Below are 20,002 nucleotides of genomic sequence, written 5' to 3'. Positions count from 1 at the left end.
CACCCACCGCCCGGCCCGGCCCACGACCCACCCCCGCCGGCCCGGCCCACGGCGTGACCGGGGTCTCAGCCAGGAACGTGCAGGAAATTGGAGTTGTGGAGTCGCATTCGCTAGCGTCTCGATCGTGAGGCTGACCAAGAGCACCGACATCGCCCTCCGCATCGCCATGCGACTGGCCGTGGCCGGCGAGGGCGACAACCCGACCACCCGCGAGGTGGCCGAGGCGGTCGGCGTGCCGTACACCCACGCGGCGAAGGTGGTCAGCAGGCTGCAGCACCTCGGGGTGGTGGAGGCCCGGCGCGGACGCGGCGGCGGGCTGATGATCACCTTCGCCGGGCGGACCGGCTCGCTCGGCCTGCTGCTGCGCGAACTCGAAGGCGTCGGCGACGTGGTCGGCTGCGAGGACGACCCGCCGTGTCCGCTGCGGGCCGCCTGCCGGCTGCGCGGGGCGCTGCGCACCGCGCAGGAGGCGTTCTTCGCCGTGCTCGACCCGCTCAGCATCGACGACCTGGTGGCCTCCCCCACCGGGCCGGTGCTGCTCAGCCTCACCGCCGGCCCCGCCGACTGACCCCATCCCCCTCAGGGATCAGTCGGTACCCATCCGCTTGAATACGAATCTCAGATACCAGTTCTCAGTAGTTCTCAGTAGTTCTCAGCTACCAGTCAGGAGCTCCTCTGATGCTGTCCGCGAAGTCCGCCGAGGTCGTCGAGGCCACCCTGCCCGTCGTGGGCGGCGCGATCGGTGACATCACCCCGCGCTTCTACGACCGGCTGTTCGCCGCGCACCCGGAACTGCTGCGCGACCTGTTCAACCGGGGCAACCAGGCCAACGGCACCCAGCGCGAGGCCCTGGCCGGCTCGATAGCCGCCTTCGCCTCCGCGCTGATCGCCCACCCCGACCAGCGGCCGGACGCGATGCTCGCCCGGATCGCCCACAAGCACGTCTCGGTCGGCATCGCCGGCGCACAGTACGAGGTCGTCCACGAGCACCTGTTCGCCGCGATCGTCGAGGTGCTCGGCGAGGCCGTCACCCCCGAGGTCGCCGCCGCCTGGGACGAGGTCTACTGGCTGATGGCCAACGCGCTGATCGCCGTCGAGGACCGGCTGCGCGCCGAGGCCGCCGCCGGCGGCGACCCGGCCGACCTGTGGCGCCCGTACACCGTCATCGCCCGCCACCAGGAGACCGAGACCGTCACCACCTACCTGGTCCGGCCCGCCGACGGCCGCCCCGCCCCGGCCGCCCGGCCCGGCCAGTACGTCTCGGTGCGCACCGAACTCGCCGACGGCGCCCGCCAGATCCGTCAGTACAGCCTCTCCGGCGGAGCCGACGGCGCGCTGCGCTTCAGCGTCAAGCGCGAGCCCGGCGGCGAGGTCTCCGGCCACCTGCACGACCACCTCCACACCGGCGACACCGTCGAACTGGCGCCCCCGCTGGGCGACATCGTCCTCGCCGACGGCGATGGCCCGGTGCTGCTCGCCTCCGCCGGCATCGGCAACACCCCGATGACCGCGATGCTCGACCACCTCGCCGCCACCGGCTCCACCCGGCGGGTCGTCTCCGTCCACGGCGACCGCGACCAGCTCAGCCACGCCTTCCGCGCCGACCTGGAGCAGCTGACCGCCAAGCTGCCCGACGCCACCGCCCACGTCTTCTACGAGCAGCCGCTCGGCGAGTGGCCGGCCGAGCGCACCGGCCTGGTCGACCTGTCGACCGTCGAGATCCCGGTCGGCACCACCGCCTACCTGTGCGGCCCGCTGCCCTTCCTGCGCGCCGTGCGCGGGCAACTGCTCGCGGCGGGCGTCCCGGCCGCCGACATCCACTACGAGGTGTTCGGGCCGGACCTCTGGCTCGGCGCCTGACCGGCTACCTCGGCCCCGGTCCGCCCGGGATGACACCGGGCGGACCGGGGCCGACGAACCGGCCGCGGCCGACGCCGACTCGGCGCCCCGGGTGGGCGAGTTCGCCGCGCACCCTACAGGCGCTGCTCGTCACGGGCGGAGTTCCAGGGTGCAGCACTTCGCCCCGCCGCCGCCCTTGAGCAGCTCGGAGACGTCCACCGGGATCGGCTCGTAGCCGTGCTCGGCGAGCCGGCCCGCCAGGTTCTTGGCCGCCTCCGGGAGCAGGACCCGGCGCCCGTCGGAGACCGCGTTGAGCCCGAACACCTCGGCGTCCGCCCGGTCGGCGAGGATCGCGTCCGGGTAGAGGGCGCGCAGCACGGAGCGGCTGTCGGCGTCGAAGGCCTCCGGGTAGTACATGACGTGGTCGTCGCCGAGGACGGCCAGCGCGGTGTCCAGGTGGTAGAAGCGCGGGTCGACCAGGGTCAGGCTGACCACCGGCACGCCGAACAGCTGCTCCGCCTCGGCGTGCGCGGCCCGCGAGGTGCGGAAGCCCGTACCGGCGAGCACCCGGCGGCCGACCACCAGGTGGTCGCCCTCGCCCTCGTTGACGTGCCCGGCGCGGCGCACCGCGCGGTAGCCGTGCAACCGGAACCAGGACTGGTAGGCGTCGGACTCGGCGGCCCGCTCGGGGTAGCGGAAGGTCGCCACCAGGGCCCGGCCGTCCAGCACGGTCGCGCCGTTGGCGGCGTAGACCATGTCGGGCAGGCCGGGCACCGGGTCGATCAGCTCCACGGCGTGGCCGAGGCGGCGGTACGTCCGGTGCAGCCGCTCCCACTGGCGGACGGCGAGTGCGGTGTCGGTGGGCTGCGCCGGGTCCATCCACGGGTTGATCGCGTAGTCCACCGTGAAGTACGTCGGCCGGCACATCAGGTAGCGCCGGGGTCGCGCCGTACGTGCCGGGGTGTGCGTGGGCATTGCTCAACCGTCCTCGGATCGCGGGGAGTTGGTGTGTGCGGGGACCGCGTCTTTCCAGAGGCCGCTGCCCCGCCGCCCCCGTTCGCACACCCGCGCGGACGCCCCCGGCGGGCGCAACCCCCCGCGCACCCGGCGCGAGCCCCGGCGCACGGGAACCCGCTCGGCCTCGGGCCGAGCCCCCGCCCGACCCTCAGCCCGCCCCGGTCACCGGTGCGGCCTGGTCACCGCGCGGACCGGTTACCAGCGCACCGCCGCGAAGTCCACCGGCTCGGTCCGCAGCGCCCGGGCGCGGACGGCCAGGGCGCGCAGCCGGCGGTCCGCCTCCTCGGCGGGCATCCGGTGCTTGTCGCCGTGGCCCGGCAGCAGCCACTCGAAGCGCAGCGCGTCCAGGCTGCGGTCCAGGGAGGCGGACTGTTCCTCGATCGAGTACCAGGTGACCGCCTCCTGCACCTCGATGTCCTGGTTGGTACGGGACCAGTAGAGGCTGTCGCCGCTGAAGCAGTAGTGCCGGTCGGCGACGTAGAGCACGCTGCCGAGGGTGTGGCCGGGGAAGGGATGGGCGACCAGGCCGGGCGAGATCTCCACCGGGTCGGTGCCGCGCAGCACCCGGTCGGCGTCCGGCGCGGCGGCGAGGTCGCCCTCGTGGATCCAGAGCCGGGCGCCCAGCCGGTCGGCGTACTCCCGGCCGTGGGCGGCGTGGTCCCGGTGGGTGAGCAGGACGTCGGTGACCGGGCCGAGCGCCTCGTAGCGGGCGGCGAGCGCCTCGCTGTAGCGGGGGGTGTCGATCATGACCCAGCCGGTGGGGCGGCGGCAGAGGTAGGCGGTGGCGCCCGCCGTCTGCCGGGAGTTGTGGCCGAGCATCAGCACGTCCCTCTTCTCGTCCTCGTCGAGGGCGAGCGGGAACGGGTCGGTCGCCGGGTCGAGCCGGCCGGTGCCGGGGCGGATCGAGCGGGTCGGGCAGGCGTGGGCGGCGGCGAGCAGTTGACGGCGTTCGGCGTCGTCGCGCGGCTGGCGGATCAGCTCGGACTTGCGGGCGTGCTCGCGGATCAGGTCGGGCGCGAGCTGTCGGGCGACGTCGCAGTTGGTGCAGCGGTCGTCGACGGTCCAGTTCTCGGAGCGGTTCATGGCAGGTGTCCCCCAGGAAGGAACGGCGGCCGCAGCGACGCGCCGTGCTTCGAGCATCGTCCTGGCGGTCCGGAAATCGGAAGGGGGCGCGGATCTTGTGGTTTTCCGGGCCCGCCGCTCTGCGGGCCGGGCAGGGCAGGGCAGGGCACGTGGCCCATCTCACGTGCCGCCAGGGTCACCTACGGTGGCGTAGGTCACTTGAAGAGGTGAACTATCTCTTTCATGCCGAACCTCCAGGAGACCCTTGACCTCAGTTCGTACGCCGCCCTCGGGGACAGCTTCACCGAGGGCCTGAACGACCCCGGTGCTGACGGCGCCTTCGCCGGCTGGGCCGACCGCCTGGCCGGGCTGCTCGCCGACGGCCGGCCGCCGGGCGGGTTCCGCTACGCCAACCTGGCGGTGCGCGGACGGCTGCTGGACCAGATCGTGGCCGAGCAGGTGCCGGAGGTCCGTCGGCTCCAGCCCGACCTGGTCACCTTCTGCGCCGGCGGCAACGACATCCTGCGGCCCGGCAGCGACCCGGACGAGGTGGCCGGCCGCTTCGAGGCCGCGATCGCCCAACTCACCGAGAACGCCGGGACGGTGCTGATCTGCACCGGCTTCGACACCCGCGAGGTGCCGTTGCTCAAGCACCTGCGCGGCAAGATCGCCACCTACAACGGCCACATGCGGGCGGTCGCCGACCGCTACGACTGCAAGGTCGCCGACCTGTGGTCGCTGCGTGCGGTGCAGGACCGCCGTGCCTGGAGCGAGGACCGGCTGCACCTCTCCCCGGAGGGCCACCAGCGGGTCGCCCTGCTGGCCGCCCGCTCGCTGGGCCTGCGCACCCAGGAGGACCCGGAGGCCCCGTGGCCGACCACCCGGACCCTCACCCCCGCCGACCAGCGGCGGGAGAACCTCCAGTGGGCCCGGGAGTACCTGATCCCCTGGGTCGGGCGGCGCCTGCGCGGCGAGTCCTCGGGCGACCACGTCGAGGCCAAGCGGCCTGACCTGCTTCCGCTCTGACGCTCCGTCAGTCAGCGGCGCCGGGTGCGGCGGTCCCGCAGGACCGCCGTGTCCGGCGCAGCAGGGCCCGGTGCGGCAGCGCGGCGCCCGCCGCGCCGACCAGGTACCAGAACAGGTCCGGCGGATGGAAGGTCGACCCGAGCACCAGGTGCACCAGCCCGCTGTGCCGCCCCCAGGCGTCCGGTAGCCCGGTGGCCTGGAACAGCTCCACCGCCCCGCTCACCCCCGCCGCCCCCAGGGCCGCCCGCACCGGCCGCACCCCCGGCGCGACCAGCACCACCAAGGCGTACACCAGCACCGTGTAGAGCGCGTCGCCCGCGTACTTGGCCACGTCGCCGGACAGCACGGCGCGCACGCCCAGGCCCGCCGCCACGGTCAGCAGCGCGGCGCCGGCCGCGGACAGCCGGGCAGCCGGTCCCCTCCGAAGATCATCCACCCGCCCCACCGTACGGCCCGGCCCACCCGTCACATCCGCACCCCCGCCCCAGGAACCACCGCGCGACGCCGGACGTCACTCCCCCTGATGAGCCATCCGTGCAGGTCACGGGCGGGAGTTCGAGCAAGGCGGGCGGGGAACAGTGACGGACCACGGGAACACCACGACGCGGCGGCAGTTCACCGTCCCCGGATTCGCGACCGGACCGGACGGCCGGGCCCTGCGGGCCCGCGAGCAGGGCAAGGCGCTGCGGGGGCGCGTCCCCCGGGAGCGGCACTCGGAGTTCGCGCCCGCACCCGACCGGCCCACCGCCGTGGCGGCCATCGAGGCCTCCAACGCGGGCCGGATCCCCGGGCTGGTGCCGATCCGGGTGGGCCGGATGGCCGCCACCCCGTTCGCCTTCCTGCGCGGCTCGGCCGGACTGATGGCCGCCGACCTCGCGGGCACCCCGGTGACCGGCGTCAGCGCGCAGCTGTGCGGGGACGCCCACGCCGCCAACTTCGGGCTGTACGGCGACGCGCGCGGCCAACTCGTCATGGATATCAACGACTTCGACGAGACCGTGCCCGGCCCCTGGGAGTGGGACCTCAAGCGGCTCGCCACCAGCCTGGTGCTGGCCGGGCGGGAGACCGGGGCCGGCGAGACCACGGCCCGGGCGGCCGCCCAGCACGCGGCCGGCTCCTACCGCCGCACCATGCGCACCCTGGCCAGACTGCCCGCCCTGGACGCCTGGAACGCCGTGGCCGACGAGCAGTTGGTGGTCTTCACCGAGGCACACGACCTCGCCGAGGTACTGCGGAAGGTCGGGGCGAAGGCCCTGGGCAACACCAGCGCCCGCTTCGCCGCCCGCAGCACCACCCGCACCACGGACGGCGGTTGGCGCTTCACGGCCGCCCCGCCGGTGCTCACCCGGGTCACCGACGCGACCGCCCGGGCGGTGGCCGAGTCGCTCGGCCCGTACGTGGCCACGGTGCCCGCCGAGGTGCGCACCCTGCTGTCCCGCTACCGGGTGCAGGACGTGGCATTCCGGGTGGTCGGCACCGGCAGCGTCGGCACCCGCTCGTACGTGGTACTGCTCACCGACCACCGGGACCAGCCGCTGGTGCTCCAGGTGAAGGAGGCCCGGCCGTCCGCCCTGCTGCCCTACCTGGACGGCGGCAGCGGGCAGCAGCCGGACGGGCACGAGGGCCGGCGCGTGGTGCTCGGCCAGAAGCACATGCAGGTGGTCAGCGACACCCTGCTCGGCTGGACGACCGTCGACGGACTCCCCTACCAGGTACGGCAGTTCCGCAACCGCAAGGGCAGTGTCGACCCGGCCGCCCTGCTCCCGGCCCAGGTCGACGACTACGCCCGGATCACCGGCGCCCTGCTCGCCCGCGCCCACGCCCACACGGCCGACCCGGGCCTGCTGGCCGGCTACTGCGGCAAGAGCGAGGCCCTCGACGAGGCGGTCGCCGCCTTCGCCGTCGGCTACGCCGACCGCACCGAGGCCGACCACGCCGACCTCCTCACCGCGATCCGCAACGGCCGCCTCCCCGCCGAGCAGGGGGTCTAGGCTCTTCGCCTGCCTGCCTGCCTGCCCGCCGGGCGGGCAGGCAGGCAGGCAGGCGGTCGTCTCCGGGTGACGGCCCGCCCGTTCAGCCGGCCAGGAACGGCGCCACGGCGGCGATGTACTCGGCGGGCCGGGCGCTGTGCACCAGATGCCCGGCCTCGATGGTGACCAGCCGGCAGTCCGGGATCAGCCGGGCGAGTTCGGCGATCCGCTCCTGCGGGACGTGGCTGTCCCCCGCGCCCGCGACGGCCAGGGTCGGGGCGGTGATCCGGGCCAGACCCTCCCGCCAGGCCGGGTCCGGGGTGTCGATCTGCGCCTTGATCGCCCGGACCATCGCCCAGTCGAAGTGCGCCGGTTCCTCCGCGCCCTCGGTCGGCACGCTGGCCGGGCGCGGGTACAGGGCGGGGATCTCCTCCAGGACCAGCCGGTTCACCCGCTCCGGCGCGGCCTGGGCGAGCAGATAGGCGACCGCCCCGCCCATCGAGTGGCCGACCAGGTCGACCCGGTCCAGGCCGAGCGCGTCCAGGAAGGCGAGCACGTCCTCGCGCATCCGCTCCAGGCCGTAGTCGGCGGTGCGGCCGCTGTCCCCGTGGCCGCGCAGGTCGAGCGCGTACACGTGGTGGCCGGGGGCGAGGTCGGGCAGCACTGCGTCCCAGTCGGCGGCGCGCTCGCCGAGGGCGTGCAGCAGCACCAGCGGCGGGCCGTCGGGATGTCCGCTCTCGCGGTAGGCGAGCGTGACCTCGGGAAGCTGCACCGTTCGTACTGTCGTCATGCCCGCCACCGTACGCGCCGGCCGGGCCCTAACGGACGGCTGTTCGCCCTCGGCTCACCGGGACGGGGGTCCGTTCCGGCCCGGTCGCCCGGCCGGCGAACACCGAGGCCAGCACGGCGAGTCCGGCCACCGCCGCGCAGACCAGACTGGCCGCCAGGTACGCGGAGCGGTGGCCGCCGCCCCCGGCGGTCTCCCGCAGGTACACCCCGGACAGGGCGGAGACCGCGACGGCCGCCGCGATCCGCTGCGCCATCTGCAGGATCGCCCCGCTCACCCCGGCCGCCTCGGCGGGCGCGTGGCGCAGCACGTAGGCCTGGTTGGTGGAGCCCATCAGTCCGACCGAGGCGCCGCTGAGCAGTTGGAGCAGGGCGAGCAGCCAGGGCAGCACGGCGACGGGCGCCCAGTGGGCGACGGCTCCGCTGAGCAGCATGGCCAGCGCGGACCCGATCATCCCGATGGTGACGGTGCGCCGGCCGAGCCGCCGCACCACCCGCCAGGCGAGCGCGGAGGCCGTCGCCATGGCCAGCGCCGAGGGCAGCGAGACCAGGGCGGCGCCCATCGGGGACAGGCCCAGGCCGTCCTGGAGGAACATGGTCAGGACGAGCGAGGCGGCCAGTGAGGAGCCGAACTGGGCCATCGCGGTGGCCGTGCCGAGCGCGTACGGCGCGGAGCGGGTGAGCGCGGGGTGGATCAGCGGGTTCCCGCCAGTGCGGGCGTAGCGGCGCTGCCACCCGACGAGTGCGCCGAGCAGTGCCAGCGCGCCGGCCGCGAAGGCCAGCCAGCCCGCCGGGCCGGGCGGCTGGACGAAGGGCAGCATCAGGAGCAGGGTGAGCGCACCGACCAGCAGCAGGCCGAGCAGGTCGAGGTCCTGTCCGGCGGATGTTGGCGGACCCGGCAAGATCCGCCGGACAGGGCCTGCATCGGCGTTGCGGCTGGCGGGGCGGGGCTTGGGCAGGTGACGGACGGCCAGCAGGACGGTCGCCAGGCCGAACGGGACGTTGAGCAGGAAGGTGAGCCGCCAGCCGAGTTCCGGGCCGGCCGCCGCCAGCACCAGGCCGCCGACCGGCGGGCCGAGGGCGAAGGCGAGGCTGCCGGTGACGGCGTACATGCCGAGGGCGCGGGCGCGCAGCTGGCCGTCGAAGACGTCCTGGAGGGTGCCGATCATCTGGGAGTTGACCAGGCCCGCGCCGACACCCTGGAGGAGCCGGGCGGCGATCAGCACCGTCGGGTCGGTGGCGGTCGCGGAGACCAGGCTGACCAGGGTGAACAGGGCGAGGCCGGTGACGAAGAACCACTTGCGGCCCTTGACGTCGCCCAGCCGCCCGCCGGGGATCAGCGCGAGGCCGAAGGCGAGCGAGTACCCGGCGACGATCCACTGGAGGTGGGCGGGCTGGGCGTGCAGGGTCTCGCGCAGGGCGGGGATGGAGGTGTTCAGCACGGACTGGTCGAGCAGGGTGGTGAAGCCGCCCGCGACGCAGACCAGCAGCACGCGGCGCCCGGCGGCGTCGAAGCGCTCCTTCGGCGGTTCGGCGGCCGGGCGCCCGGCTATCGGCCCGGTGGGGCCGTCGGCGGCGCTCACGGCTCGACCACCACGAGGGCGTAGCGGGCCTCACCAGGGCCGAGGCTGCGGAAGCGGCTGGTGCCGGAGCCGTAGCGCAGGCAGTCGCCGGGGCCGAGCAGTTGTGCCTCGCCGTCCAGGCTCAGCTCCAACTGCCCCTCGAACAGCCAGAGGTGGTGCTCCAGTCCGGGTGGACAGGGGCGGTCGTAGGCGATGTCGGCGCCGGCCGGGAGGCGGCCTTCGATGATCTCCGCGTGCAGTGAGCCGTGCGGTGGGGAGACCGAGCGGCGGACGAAACCGGTGGCCTCGTCCTGCCACCGCTGTTGGTCGTCGGCCCGGACCAGCCGGGCCGGGCCGGACTCCACCTCGGCGAGCAGCCGGGACATCGTCCGCCCGTACACGGCGCACAACCGCCCGAGCAGCGCGGCGGTCGGGCTGACCTCGGCCCGCTCCACCCGGGACAGGGTGGAGCGGCTGACGTCGGCGAGCCGCGCCAACTCCTCCAGGGTCCAGCCGCGTTCGACCCGCAACTCGGCGAGCCGCCCGGCCAGCCGCTCGTCGGCGGCGATGTCGATTCCCATATCCGTGATGCTATCCCGGATATGGGATGGCCTGCCGGGGAGTTCGGGAGCTTGGTGAAGATCTGACGTCGGCTCGGCTCCGCATCAGCCCACCCCCGCCCCCGACCGGCCGGCGATCATATGATGTGCGCCGACAAAAGGGCCGGTCAGCGGCCCATCGGGCGAGGGGGACCACGATCGTGTTCGGCATCATCAGACCGTGCAGGCACCGACTGTCCGAGCAGCTCCAGACCTCCTGGATGGCGCACCTCTGCGGACTCTGCCTCGCCCTGCGGGACGACCACGGGCAGCTCGCCCGGACCGCCACCAACTACGACGGGCTGATCATCTCCGTCCTGGTCGAGGCCCAGGCCGAGCGGGAGGACTCCTCCTGGCGCCGCACCGCCGGGCCCTGCCCGCTGCGCGGCATGCGGAGCGCCTCGGTCGCCAAGGGTGAGGGCGCCCGGCTGGCGGCCGCCGTCTCGCTGGCGCTCGCCTCGGTGAAGATCCGCGACCACGTCGAGGACCGGGACGGCGTGTTCGCCCGCCGGCCGGTCGCCGCCGGGGCCCGCGCGGTGACCAGGCGTTGGGACCGCAAGAGCGCGGGCAGCGCCTCCACGGTCGGCTTCGACACCGCCGTCCTGCTCGACGCGGCCTCCCGGCAGGGCGAGTTGGAGCGCTCACTGCTGCCCGGCAGCTCCGTCCTGCTGGTCACCGAGCCCACCGAGACCGCCACCTCGGCCGCCTTCGCCCACACCGCCGTGATCGCCGGCCGCCCCGGCAACGCCGCCCCGCTCGCCGAGGCCGGGCGGCTGTTCGGCCGGCTCGCCCACCTTCTCGACGCCGCCGAGGACCAGACCGCCGACGCCGCCTCGGGCGCCTGGAACCCGCTGACCGCCACCGGCACCGACCGTGCCGAGGCCGAGCGGCTCTGCCGGGACGCCGTGCACGGCATCCGGCTCGCACTGCGCGAGGTCGAACTGACCGACCGGGCACTGGTGCACGTCCTGCTCGGGCACGAGACGGAGAGCGCGGTGGACCGGGTCTTCGGCCGGGCCAGACACGGCGCGGGCTGCCGCCACGGTGCCACCGGCGGGGCCGCCGCCGAGCACCCGCAAGGGCCCCAGGGCCCGGGCTTCCCGCCGCCCGGCGGGAAGCCGCCGCAGCCGCGCGACCTGCTCGCCGGGTGCGCGATGTGGGCCCTGATGGCCTGCACCTGCCGGCTGCTCTGCTGCGAGCACGAGGACCCGTTCAGCCGGGAGCGGCGCAAGGGCTTCTGCGAGCGGCACGACTGCTGCGACTGCTGCGACGTCTGTGACTCCGACAGCTGCGGCACCTGTGGCAACTGCTGCAGGTGCGGATGCGGCGGCGGCGACTCCCACGGCTCCGGAACCGGCGGGTGCGACGGCTGCGGATGCGACGGCTGCGGGTGTGACAACTGCGGGTGCGACAACTGCGACTGCGGCTGTGACGGCTGCTGCTGCGACTTCTCGTGAGCCGTCGCCGTTCGTGAGCCGTCACGGCGCCGTGAACGGTCAAGACGCGCGTACGGTCAGCGCTCGTCGGACCCCGCCTGCGGCTGATCGGGCGCCACCGGCCCGGGGTGCCCCCGCAGCACCCCGGGCCGGTGCGCGTCGTGCCGTTCCGGGCCGCGCCGCCACAGCGGCAGCACCGCCACCGGGCCGGGCGGCTCGACGACCTCAGGCATCACGCCCCGCCACTTCCCGGTCCGCCGCCAGCGAGCTCTCCAGCCCGGCCAGCAACTGGCGGAACCGCTCGGTGTCCTGCTCCGTCATCCGCCCCTCGGGCGCCGCCCCCGACCACTCGGCCGTCCTGTCGTCCATGGGCCCGACGTTAGGCGGCGGCGATCAACGGGCGATAAACGAGAGGCGGGTGGGGCGCAAGGGGTCGGACGCCGCCGGACCGCGCGGTGTGGGGCGGCTTGGCGTGTTCACGCGTCGGTGGTTCAATGCCACTCGTTAGGAAGGTTTCCTAACACCCCACCACCGGACCTGAGCACGACCTCCTCCCCCACCGAGAGGTGACTTTCCCATGGGTCGTAGCACCACCAGGAACACCGCCCGCCGCACCGCCCGAACGCTGATCGCCGGTGCCGCCCTCGCCGCCCTCCTCCTGCCGACCGCCACCGGCCCCGCCGAGGCCCGTACCCCGGTGCCCGCCGCCCGGCCCGCCGCCGCCTTCCAGCACCCCGGAGTACTGGTCGGCGCGCGGCAACTGGCCTTCGTCAAGGGCAAGCTGGCCGCCGGAGCCGAGCCCTGGACCTCCGCCCTCGCGGACCTGCGGGCGAGCAAGTACGCCTCGCCCGACTGGCAGCCCAAGCCGCGCGCCACCGTCGAGTGCGGGTCCAGTTCGCACCCAAACAACGGCTGTTCGGACGAGCGCGACGACTCGATGGCCGCCTACGCCCACGCCCTCCTGTGGACGCTCACCGGCGACCAGCGGGACGCCGACAAGGCGATCTCCCTCATGGACGCCTGGTCGGGCGTGATCCGCGAGCACACCAACACCAACGCCCCGCTGCAGACCGGCTGGTCGGGCAACAACTGGGCCCGCGCCGCCGAGCTGATCCGCCACTCGGGCGCCGGCTGGTCCACCGGCTCGGTCGACCGCTTCGCCACCATGCTGCGCACCGTCTACGTGCCGCTGCTGACGCCCGGCAGCCCGCGCAAGAACGGCAACTGGGAGCTGATCCAGACCGACGCCCTGATGGGCATCGCCGTCTTCCTCGACGACCATGACCTGTTCGACCGAGCCACCGACCTGTGGCGGCACCGGCTGCCCGCCTACGTCTACCTCTCCTCCGACGGGGACCTCCCGGTGCCGCCGCCGAAGGCCGGGATCCAGGGACAGTCCGCACTGGTCACGTACTGGAACGGCCAGTCCACCTTCGTGGACGGACTCTCCCAGGAGACCTGCCGGGACTTCGGCCACACCGGCTGGGGCCTGGAGGCCGCCGCCCAGACCGCCGAGACGGCCCGGCTCCAGGGTCTCGACCTGTGGGGCGAGGGGCGCGAACGACTGCTCAAGGCCCTGGAGTTCCACACCGGCTACGACAACGGCGCGAGCGCCCCGGACTGGCTGTGCGACGGCTCGCTGAACACCGGGCTCGGCCCGGCCGTGCAGCTCGCCTACAACGAGTACCACCTGCGCGAGGGCCTGGCGATGCCGCAGACCGAGCAGTACGTGGCGGCGCACAGCCCGTTCGGGGCGAACTACTTCATCGGCTGGGAGACCCTCACCCACACCGACGCACCCTGAGCCCGGACACCGGACGGCGACGTCCGTAGCGGCGGGCGGGTTCCGGCCCCGGGACCCGCCCGCCCCACCCTGCCGCCCCACCCCTCCGGGAACAGCCGCTCCAGGAGGGCAATGTTATGAGGAACCTTTCCTTACGATATGCATCGCCGACCGCTCCGACGCCTCCTCTGCTGCCCCGGCCCCCTTCAGCCCCGTCCCGCCAGGGCGGCGTCCAGGAGCAGCCGGGCGGCCTCCCGGGCGTCGGCGGCGGCGCTCGGATCCCCGTGCACGGCCGCGACGGTGATCGCGCCCTCGGCGAGCAGGGCCAACTGGGCGGCGGTGGCGGGCGGGGCGCCGGCCGCCTCGGCCAGCCCGGCCAGGTAGCCGGCGAACTCCGCCTTGTGGTGCCGGGCGGCGGCCGCCACCGCCGGGGTGCCGGCGCCCAGTTCGCCGAAGGCGTTCACGAAGGCGCAGCCGCGGAAGCCTGGCTCGGCGAACCACCGGCCGAGCCAGTCGAACACCGAGAGCAGCTGGTCCCGGGGTGTGCCGCCGGTGCGCGCGACGTGGACGGCCAGGCTCGCCCGCCAGCGCGCGTCGCGGCGCAGCAGATAGGCCTCGACCAGCTCGTCCTTGGACGGGAACTGCTGGTAGACGCGGCGCATGGTCAGCCCGGAGGCGGCCCGGACGGCGTCCATCCCGACCGCCTGGACGCCCCGTCCGTAGAACAGCTCCTCGGCCGCGTCGAGGATCCGGGTCCGCGGGTCCACCTGTTCCATCTGCCGTGCCCTTTGCGTGAGAACGATGATTCTCCTAGGGTAGCGACTGAAGCGAGAACGATCGTTCTCACTGTTGGAGCACCCGTTCCCGAGGAGACACCCCGTGACCGAACAGCGCCCTCCCGTACCGCCCTTCACCGAGGAGTCCGCCCGCCGCAAGGTCCGGGCCGCCGAGGACGCCTGGAACACCCGCGACCCGCAGCGCGTCGCCCTCGCGTACACACCCGACAGCAGCTGGCGCAACCGCGCCGAGTTCCTCACCGGGCGCGAGCGGATCGCCGCCTTCCTCACCCGCAAGTGGCAGCGCGAACTCGACTACCGCCTGGTCAAGGAGCTGTGGGCGTACGGCGGCGACCGGATCGCGGTCCGCTTCGCCTACGAGTGGCACGACGACGACGGCCAGTGGTACCGCTCCTACGGCAACGAGAACTGGGAGTTCGACGAGCACGGCCTGATGGCCCGCCGCCTCGCCTCCATCAACGACCTGCCGATCACCGCCGACGAGCGCCTCCTCCACTGGCCCGCCGGACCCCGCCCGGACGGGCACCCGTGCCTCACCGAACTCGGCCTCTGAACGCTCCCGGCCCTACGGAGCAAGCGGGCTGACGCCGTGTCCGGCAGCACTGTTCCAGGGCTGTGACACAGCACGCACCGGGTGCTGACCTCGGACTGGCAACCTCCTTGTCGAAAGCGACAGCACCATCCGAGGGGGACCCTGCCATGCCCGTGCGCAACAGATTCGGCACCGCCGCCGCCATCGCCCTGATGACCACCGCGAGCGCCGTCCTGCTCGCCGCCTGCGGCCCCGACAACAGCGACCCCGGCTCCGCCGCGCCGAGCGCGACCGGCTCGGCGGCCCCGGGCACGGCGGCGCCGGGCGGCGGAGCCCACTCGGGCAGCCCCGCGCCGGGCGGCAAGGAGGTCAACGGCACCTCCGCGGCCAACCACCTCACGATCAGCACGGGCACCAAGACCGTCGCGATGAACGGCACCACCGTCGACTTCGGCACGGTGGTCCGTGACCTCGCGTGGTCCCCCGACGGCAAGAAGGTCGTCTTCGTCAACGGCGACGGCGACCTGGTCACCGCCAACCCGGACGGCAGCGGCAAGTCCACCCTGGCCAAGGCCCCCAGCGGCGAGGCCTGGTCCCACCCGACCTGGCAGCACGCCGCCAAGGGACCCAGCGGGGACTCCGTGCCCAACGAGACCGAGCGCTACAACAACATCGTGTTCGCCGCCGCCAAGGGCGGTGTGCTGCGGCTGGCGACCGTCCCCGCCAAGGGCGGCACCGTCGCGGACCTCACCCCGCACAACTCCGAGGGCGGCGACGCCGGCAGCGAACCGCAGCCGCCGCAGACCGGCAACACCTGGGCCAACGCGGGCGGCCAACAGGCGGAGATCGCGTACGCCAACACCCCGGCCGACGAGGTGTACATCTACGACGACTACATCCGCCCGGCCACCCAGGACATCGGCAAGGGCTCCCAGCCGGCGCTGTCCGCGGACGGCCGGGCGATCGTCTTCGTCCGCTCGGTGAACGGCCACGACCACCTGTTCACCCGCGCCACCGAGCACGGGAAGTCGGCCGAGAAGGACCTCACCCCCTCGGCCACCACCGACTACACCGAGCCCGCGTGGTCCCCCGACGGCAAGACCGTCGCGGCCCGCACCCCGGACGGCGTCAGCACCGTGCCGGCCGACGGCTCGGCGGCGCCGGCCCAGGTCTCCACCATCAAGGGCCTGCCCTCCTACCGGCCCTGACGGACCCTGGGGCAATCCAGCCGGGGCGCTCCGGCCAGAACGCTCCGGCTGGGACGTTCCAGCTGGGGTGCTCCGGCTGGGGCGCTCCGGCCAGGACCCTCCGGCTAGGACGTTCCGGCCGTGCGGGCCAGCTCGGCGCGCAGCTCCGCGAGGTGCTCGTCGGCCGACTCGTGCGGCCGGAACTCCACCACGTCCAGGAAGCGGAACAGCACCCGGGTCTCGGTGACGGCGTACTCGTAGTCACCGAACCCGACCACCGCCCCCGTCCCGCCGCGCGCCGCGCCACGGACGGCGGCGGCGGTCAGCCCGTCCGCCGCGCCCTCGGCGGTGACCTTCCGGCGGGCGTTGGGCAGGGCCAGGTACGGGCACACCATCGACGCGTACAGCATGCAGGCGCGGTGCCCCGGGCCCTCCATGGTCGGCGCGAGGTTGCGGTAGGGGCGCCCGGCCGCGAGCGCCTCCGCGATCGCGGCGCTCTCCGCCGGACCGACCACCCGCCACACCGGCCCGCGCGGCATGAACGCCCCGCACACCGAGCAGCGGCGCTCCAGCGCGCAGTGGGCGCTGCGCCCGTGGTCGGTCAGGGCGAACTGCGGCCGCCCGTCCTGCCACGGCGTGATCGCCGGCACCGGGTACCCGCGCCCGTCCCGGGGGCGCTCCCCCACCTCGTCCGGCATCGGGACCTGTTCGAATCGCACGCCCCTATCGATACCAGGCGGGCGGGCCCCCGGTCGAGTGCCCCGGGACGCCGGACCGGCGACCGCGGGGCGGCCGCCGGTCCGGGGTGGACAGCACCCCTTGCGGAGGGTCAGTTCCAGATGCCGGTGATGTCCGTCACGCCGGCCGCGTTGCCCGCGTGGCCGCTCGCCCCGGAGAGGTCCTCCAGGGTGCGCAGCACGTTGTAGTGGTTGTAGGTGGTGGCGCTGCTGCTGCCCGGGGTGACGTGGGCGCCGTAGAACAGGGTCGGGATCCGGTTCCCGGACAGGCTGTTGTCCTCGTCGAAGGTGACCACCAGCAGGCTGTTGTGGCTCTGCGCCCAGGTGGCGTACGCACCGAGGTTGTTCTTGGTCCAGGTGTCCCCGGTGCCGACCGAGCAGTCGTGCATGTCGTTGCAGAGGTTCGGCACCACGAACGACACGTTGGGCAGCGTGGTGTAGTCGGTCGGGAACTGGGTGAAGGTCTTGGCGCTGTTGACCGGCACGTTCCCGAAGCCGAACCAGGGGTTGTGCTTCTGCGCGTACTTGCCGCTGCTGCACACCGTGCTGCCCTGGCTGGGCAGGGTCTCGTTGTAGCTCGCCCAGGTCTTCCCGGCGGCGAGCACCTCGGAGGCCAGGTTCGGGGACTGGAACCCGCCGACCGTCACGCAGCTGTCGTCGACCCTGCCCTGGGTGGAGCCGGAGAACAGGGCGTAGTAGTTCGGCTCGCTCGGGTGGGTGATCGCGTAGGACTGGGTGAGGCTGGCGCCGCCCGCCTTCAGGGTGTTGTTGAGGTACGGGGCGCTGCTGCTGCCGATCACCTGGCCGAAGGCGTGGTTCTCCAGCACCACGACCACGATGTGGTCGGGAGTGGGCAGCCCGGCTGCCTGGGCGGTGGTGGCGGTGGCCGCCCACAGCCCGGCGGAGGCCGCGACCAGCGCGACGGCCGAGCCGATCGCGGTCGCGGTGCGGCGGGAGCGGGGGGCGTCGTTCAAGGGCTCGTTCAGGGGCTTCGCGGACGAAGACATGACGTTTCCTCGGGTGGAGGGCGGCCCCGGCACGGGGCCACCCGGACGGGAGGTGACGGAACTACCCGGAGTGCCGACCGGCCGGAACGGGCCTAGTAGGCCGTGCCGTTGGCGAAGTCTGTGGCGAAGGTCGACTCGATCGTGTTGAGCACCCCGGAGTCGGAGACGATCAGGCCCAGCTCGCGGTTGTTGTTCAGCGAGTTGTCGGAGAAGTTCTCCGAGCCGGCGAACACCTTGGCGGTGGCGGTGCCGTAGTCGGCGACGACGGCCTTGGCGTGGATGTACAGGCCGGTGGTCGAGGAGTAGGTGACCACCTTGGCGCCGGCCCCGGTGACCTCGTCGAAGTAGGAGCCGTACGAGCTCGGGTTCATGCCGACGACGCGCACGGTGACGCCGCGGTTGGCGGCGGCGGTGATGGCGTCCACCAGGGCCGGGTCGCCGAACTCCAGCTGCTGGACGTCCAGGGAGGTCTGCGCGCCGTTGATCAGCGCCAGCAGGCGGTCCTGGGAGTCGGTGGGCGACCACACCAGGTTGTCGCCGTCGGAGGGGGTGATCGAGGTCTTGGCGTAGTCGGCGGCGAAGACCCCCTCGATCGCGGCCACGTCGTTGGCGTCGGTGTCGAAGACCCCGTAGTCGCGGCTGCTGGAGTAGTACGTGGAGTCCAGGTTCCCGGTCAGGATCAGGGACTTGGCGCCGTCCACGGTGACGGTCTTCTGGTGGGTGTAGACGAACGCCGAGGAGGAGTACGTCACCCCGACGCCCCCGGCCTTCAGAGCGGAGTAGGCGGCGCCGTTGACCGAACTGTGCTTCCCGTCCAGGATCACCCGGACCCGCACCCCGGCGTGCTGACGGGCGATCAGGGCGTTCACCGCCGTGGTGTCGCGCAGCTCGTACATGGTGACGTCGACGGACGTCGTGGCCGAGCCGATGAGGCTGTAGACCGCGCCGTGGTCCTGGTCCGGGAAGACGATCGTCGAGTACGTGCCGGTGACGGCGTCGGCGTGGGCGGCGCCGGAGGCGGATATCAGTCCGGTGCCGACGAGCAGCAGCGCACCGGCACGGCGCGCGAACGTGGCCAGGGGCATGGGGACTCCATGGTCGGTGAGGGGGAAGTCGGCGCGTGGAGGCACCGGGGAGCACGCGGCGCACGGCGTGGACACGACGAACGGGCGCTCGAACAGGATGCGGGCGCGCCGGTCGACGCGGGTAGACGACGGGAGGTAAAACCTTGCCCCCGGGCCGGGAAACGAACGGTGCGGGTGACGAAAGGACCCGACAACGGATGATGCGGGCAATCGCGTTCACATTGCCCCGATCCCCCTCAACCGGTGATAGTGATCTTCATACGACGCGATCCCGACAGCGCGTCAGCTCACGAGAAAGTCGAGGAACATGGCCAAGACCCGCCTGCTGCGCCCCTTCGCGGTGGCCGCCGCCGCTGCCGTCCTGGCGGCGACCGCAGCCACCCCCGCCCTGGCCGCCGACCGCGACGCCCCGGCCCTGCCCACCCCCGACACGGCCGGCGTGCTCAGTGCGCTTCAGGCCACCACCGGCGCGGGCGCCCCGGGCGCCTTCGCGGTGATCCGCGACCACGGCGACGACGACCGGACCCGCTCCCTCACCGTCGGCAAGGCCGACCTGGACGGGACCGCGATGAACTCCGCGTGGAGGTTCCGGGTCGGCAGCAACAGCAAGATGTTCAACGCCGTTCTCGTGATGCAGCTGGTGGAGGAGGGCCGCATCGACCTCGACAAGCCGCTGCGCGACTACCTCCCGGCCGGCACCCTCCCGGACGGCTGGACGATGACCGGCCGTCAGGTGATGGAACACCGGGCCGGCATCTACGACCACACCAACGACCTGCTGGAGCAGTCCGGCGAGGAGACCACGGCCGCCTTCGAGGCCCGCATCCGCTCCAAGGTCTACACCCCGGCCGAGATGGTCGCCATGTCCGTCAAGCACGGAATCCAGTACACCCCCGGCAGCCGCTACTCCTACTCCAACACCGACTTCGTGCTGCTGGGCCTCGCCGTCGAGCACCTCACCGGCCGCCCGTACGCCGACGTGCTGCGCGAGCGGATCATCGAACCGCTCGGCCTGGAGCAGACCTCCTTCGTCGTCCCCGACCAGCGGATCGCGGGCGACCACATCACCGGCTACCTCACCAACGACGACCGCACCAAGCCGCTGCTGGACTCCACCGAGCAGACCGGCTCCTGGGTGTGGAGCGCCGGCGCCGTCATCTCCTCCGCCGAGGACCTCGACCGCTTCCTCACCGCGCTGATGGCGGGCGGCTCGGGCGGCCTCGTCTCCGACGACTCGCTGCACCAGATGGAGGCCGCCCTGCCCACCCCGACCGCCAAGATCTCCTACGGGCTGGGGCTCCGCCGCATCTCGCTCACCTGCGGGGACGTGTACGGGCACGGCGGCATCGTCCAGGGCTTCCAGACCCAGTCCTTCACCACCCCGGACGGGCGGCGCTCGGTGGTGGTCTTCGCCAACGCCTCCAACAACGGCTCGGTCACCCAGGGGCTGATGAACGCGCTGGAGCCGGCCTTCTGCGGCAAGAAGCCGGCCGTGCAGGACCACCGCGGCGTCCAGAACCAGCGCAGCGTCCAGGTCGACCGCGGCCTGCCGGTGGTCGAGGACACCCGGATCTGAC

21 protein-coding genes are annotated in these 20,002 nt (G+C 73.4%); 9 read left to right on the top strand and 12 right to left on the bottom strand.

Features of this window, described 5'->3' with window-relative positions; genetic code table 11:
* The first annotated feature begins 124 nt into the window (after positions 1–124).
* Together ACZ3YL_RS16430 and ACZ3YL_RS16425 are read left to right on the top strand one after the other, a co-directional pair.
* Positions 125–568: an RrF2 family transcriptional regulator gene (locus tag ACZ3YL_RS16430; protein WP_465657962.1), complete on the top strand. Its 444-nt coding sequence runs from the start codon at positions 125–127 to the stop codon at positions 566–568.
* A 110-nt stretch (positions 569–678) separates the two neighbouring features.
* A complete protein-coding gene (locus tag ACZ3YL_RS16425) occupies positions 679–1,860 on the top strand; it encodes a globin domain-containing protein (RefSeq protein WP_465657960.1) in 1,182 nt (393 codons plus the stop codon).
* Between the two features lie 129 nt (positions 1,861–1,989).
* On the opposite strand, the gene ddaH is transcribed toward ACZ3YL_RS16425, so the two are convergent.
* Together ddaH and ACZ3YL_RS16415 are read right to left on the bottom strand one after the other, a co-directional pair.
* Entirely contained in the window at positions 1,990–2,814 is an 825-nt protein-coding gene (ddaH, locus tag ACZ3YL_RS16420; RefSeq protein ID WP_188306021.1) for a dimethylargininase, read from the bottom strand.
* Between the two features lie 237 nt (positions 2,815–3,051).
* Positions 3,052–3,939 (bottom strand): MBL fold metallo-hydrolase, encoded by an 888-nt coding sequence (locus tag ACZ3YL_RS16415; protein WP_465657958.1) that lies wholly within the window; start codon positions 3,937–3,939, stop codon positions 3,052–3,054.
* A 222-nt stretch (positions 3,940–4,161) separates the two neighbouring features.
* Between ACZ3YL_RS16415 and ACZ3YL_RS16410 the strand changes: the two genes are divergently transcribed.
* Positions 4,162–4,944, top strand: a complete 783-nt coding sequence (locus ACZ3YL_RS16410; protein WP_188304029.1) for an SGNH/GDSL hydrolase family protein — start codon at positions 4,162–4,164, stop codon at positions 4,942–4,944.
* A 7-nt stretch (positions 4,945–4,951) separates the two neighbouring features.
* Here ACZ3YL_RS16410 and ACZ3YL_RS16405 read toward each other — a convergent pair whose 3' ends face one another.
* A complete protein-coding gene (locus ACZ3YL_RS16405) occupies positions 4,952–5,380 on the bottom strand; it encodes a ribosomal maturation YjgA family protein (protein WP_465657955.1) in 429 nt (142 codons plus the stop codon).
* Between the two features lie 142 nt (positions 5,381–5,522).
* Here ACZ3YL_RS16405 and ACZ3YL_RS16400 point away from each other — a divergent pair, with 142 nt between their 5' ends.
* The gene (locus tag ACZ3YL_RS16400) at positions 5,523–6,935 is read left to right on the top strand and encodes a DUF2252 domain-containing protein (RefSeq protein WP_465657953.1); all 1,413 of its coding nucleotides are present in this window, start codon (positions 5,523–5,525) and stop codon (positions 6,933–6,935) included.
* 82 nt (positions 6,936–7,017) lie between these two features.
* Here ACZ3YL_RS16400 and ACZ3YL_RS16395 read toward each other — a convergent pair whose 3' ends face one another.
* The 3 genes from ACZ3YL_RS16395 to ACZ3YL_RS16385 are packed head-to-tail and all read right to left on the bottom strand — an operon-like array spanning position 7,018 to position 9,843.
* On the bottom strand, positions 7,018–7,704 hold the full coding sequence (locus ACZ3YL_RS16395; RefSeq protein WP_188304032.1) for an alpha/beta fold hydrolase: 687 nt from the start codon (positions 7,702–7,704) through the stop codon (positions 7,018–7,020).
* A 28-nt stretch (positions 7,705–7,732) separates the two neighbouring features.
* Positions 7,733–9,283 (bottom strand): MFS transporter, encoded by a 1,551-nt coding sequence (locus ACZ3YL_RS16390; protein ID WP_465657951.1) that lies wholly within the window; start codon positions 9,281–9,283, stop codon positions 7,733–7,735.
* Positions 9,280–9,843: a helix-turn-helix domain-containing protein gene (locus ACZ3YL_RS16385; RefSeq protein ID WP_188304033.1), complete on the bottom strand. Its 564-nt coding sequence runs from the start codon at positions 9,841–9,843 to the stop codon at positions 9,280–9,282. Before ACZ3YL_RS16385 ends, ACZ3YL_RS16390 begins: the two co-directional genes overlap by 4 nt.
* Before the next feature lie 179 nt (positions 9,844–10,022).
* Between ACZ3YL_RS16385 and ACZ3YL_RS16380 the strand changes: the two genes are divergently transcribed.
* Positions 10,023–11,318, top strand: coding sequence for a DUF5685 family protein (locus tag ACZ3YL_RS16380; RefSeq protein WP_465657949.1), 1,296 nt, complete (start codon positions 10,023–10,025; stop codon positions 11,316–11,318).
* A 56-nt stretch (positions 11,319–11,374) separates the two neighbouring features.
* On the opposite strand, the gene ACZ3YL_RS16375 is transcribed toward ACZ3YL_RS16380, so the two are convergent.
* Complete coding sequence (locus ACZ3YL_RS16375) at positions 11,375–11,530, bottom strand: hypothetical protein (protein WP_188304035.1); 156 nt, start codon at positions 11,528–11,530, stop codon at positions 11,375–11,377.
* Positions 11,523–11,666 carry a hypothetical protein gene (locus tag ACZ3YL_RS16370; protein ID WP_188304036.1) on the bottom strand — a complete coding sequence of 48 codons (144 nt, stop codon included), beginning with the start codon at positions 11,664–11,666 and terminating at the stop codon, positions 11,523–11,525. Before ACZ3YL_RS16370 ends, ACZ3YL_RS16375 begins: the two co-directional genes overlap by 8 nt.
* A gap of 208 nt (positions 11,667–11,874) precedes the next feature.
* Between ACZ3YL_RS16370 and ACZ3YL_RS16365 the strand changes: the two genes are divergently transcribed.
* Entirely contained in the window at positions 11,875–13,101 is a 1,227-nt protein-coding gene (locus tag ACZ3YL_RS16365; protein ID WP_465657947.1) for an alginate lyase family protein, read from the top strand.
* A 185-nt stretch (positions 13,102–13,286) separates the two neighbouring features.
* On the opposite strand, the gene ACZ3YL_RS16360 is transcribed toward ACZ3YL_RS16365, so the two are convergent.
* Complete coding sequence (locus ACZ3YL_RS16360; protein WP_465657945.1) at positions 13,287–13,856, bottom strand: TetR/AcrR family transcriptional regulator; 570 nt, start codon at positions 13,854–13,856, stop codon at positions 13,287–13,289.
* Positions 13,857–13,959: 103 nt separating this feature from the next.
* Between ACZ3YL_RS16360 and ACZ3YL_RS16355 the strand changes: the two genes are divergently transcribed.
* Entirely contained in the window at positions 13,960–14,430 is a 471-nt protein-coding gene (locus ACZ3YL_RS16355; protein WP_465657943.1) for a nuclear transport factor 2 family protein, read from the top strand.
* Between the two features lie 146 nt (positions 14,431–14,576).
* Positions 14,577–15,617 carry a PD40 domain-containing protein gene (locus tag ACZ3YL_RS16350; RefSeq protein WP_188304040.1) on the top strand — a complete coding sequence of 347 codons (1,041 nt, stop codon included), beginning with the start codon at positions 14,577–14,579 and terminating at the stop codon, positions 15,615–15,617.
* Between the two features lie 104 nt (positions 15,618–15,721).
* Here ACZ3YL_RS16350 and ACZ3YL_RS16345 read toward each other — a convergent pair whose 3' ends face one another.
* The 3 genes from ACZ3YL_RS16345 to ACZ3YL_RS16335 form a co-directional block, all read right to left on the bottom strand.
* Positions 15,722–16,315 (bottom strand): hypothetical protein, encoded by a 594-nt coding sequence (locus ACZ3YL_RS16345; RefSeq protein WP_317620983.1) that lies wholly within the window; start codon positions 16,313–16,315, stop codon positions 15,722–15,724.
* 110 nt (positions 16,316–16,425) lie between these two features.
* Positions 16,426–17,340 (bottom strand): alkaline phosphatase family protein, encoded by a 915-nt coding sequence (locus ACZ3YL_RS16340; RefSeq protein WP_465657940.1) that lies wholly within the window; start codon positions 17,338–17,340, stop codon positions 16,426–16,428.
* Between the two features lie 92 nt (positions 17,341–17,432).
* On the bottom strand, positions 17,433–18,425 hold the full coding sequence (locus ACZ3YL_RS16335; protein ID WP_188304042.1) for a phospholipase D-like domain-containing protein: 993 nt from the start codon (positions 18,423–18,425) through the stop codon (positions 17,433–17,435).
* Between the two features lie 307 nt (positions 18,426–18,732).
* Here ACZ3YL_RS16335 and ACZ3YL_RS16330 point away from each other — a divergent pair, with 307 nt between their 5' ends.
* A complete protein-coding gene (locus ACZ3YL_RS16330; RefSeq protein ID WP_465657938.1) occupies positions 18,733–20,001 on the top strand; it encodes a serine hydrolase domain-containing protein in 1,269 nt (422 codons plus the stop codon).
* The last annotated feature ends 1 nt before the right edge of the window (position 20,002 follow it).

Source organism: Kitasatospora sp. NPDC023176, from assembly GCF_055560495.1.
This window is presented reverse-complemented; position numbering and strand designations above follow the sequence as displayed.

Coding starts and splice junctions, on each gene's coding strand:
- ACZ3YL_RS16415 (WP_465657958.1), bottom strand. CDS start 3,939: ATGAACCGCTCCGAGAACTGGACCGTCGACGACCGCTGCACCAACTGC.
- ACZ3YL_RS16330 (WP_465657938.1), top strand. CDS start 18,733: ATGGCCAAGACCCGCCTGCTGCGCCCCTTCGCGGTGGCCGCCGCCGCT.
- ACZ3YL_RS16350 (WP_188304040.1), top strand. CDS start 14,577: ATGCCCGTGCGCAACAGATTCGGCACCGCCGCCGCCATCGCCCTGATG.
- ACZ3YL_RS16335 (WP_188304042.1), bottom strand. CDS start 18,425: ATGCCCCTGGCCACGTTCGCGCGCCGTGCCGGTGCGCTGCTGCTCGTC.
- ACZ3YL_RS16360 (WP_465657945.1), bottom strand. CDS start 13,856: ATGGAACAGGTGGACCCGCGGACCCGGATCCTCGACGCGGCCGAGGAG.
- ACZ3YL_RS16425 (WP_465657960.1), top strand. CDS start 679: ATGCTGTCCGCGAAGTCCGCCGAGGTCGTCGAGGCCACCCTGCCCGTC.
- ACZ3YL_RS16340 (WP_465657940.1), bottom strand. CDS start 17,340: ATGTCTTCGTCCGCGAAGCCCCTGAACGAGCCCTTGAACGACGCCCCC.
- ACZ3YL_RS16365 (WP_465657947.1), top strand. CDS start 11,875: ATGGGTCGTAGCACCACCAGGAACACCGCCCGCCGCACCGCCCGAACG.
- ACZ3YL_RS16395 (WP_188304032.1), bottom strand. CDS start 7,704: ATGACGACAGTACGAACGGTGCAGCTTCCCGAGGTCACGCTCGCCTAC.
- ACZ3YL_RS16370 (WP_188304036.1), bottom strand. CDS start 11,666: ATGGACGACAGGACGGCCGAGTGGTCGGGGGCGGCGCCCGAGGGGCGG.
- ACZ3YL_RS16385 (WP_188304033.1), bottom strand. CDS start 9,843: ATGGGAATCGACATCGCCGCCGACGAGCGGCTGGCCGGGCGGCTCGCC.
- ACZ3YL_RS16410 (WP_188304029.1), top strand. CDS start 4,162: ATGCCGAACCTCCAGGAGACCCTTGACCTCAGTTCGTACGCCGCCCTC.
- ACZ3YL_RS16375 (WP_188304035.1), bottom strand. CDS start 11,530: ATGCCTGAGGTCGTCGAGCCGCCCGGCCCGGTGGCGGTGCTGCCGCTG.
- ddaH (WP_188306021.1), bottom strand. CDS start 2,814: ATGCCCACGCACACCCCGGCACGTACGGCGCGACCCCGGCGCTACCTG.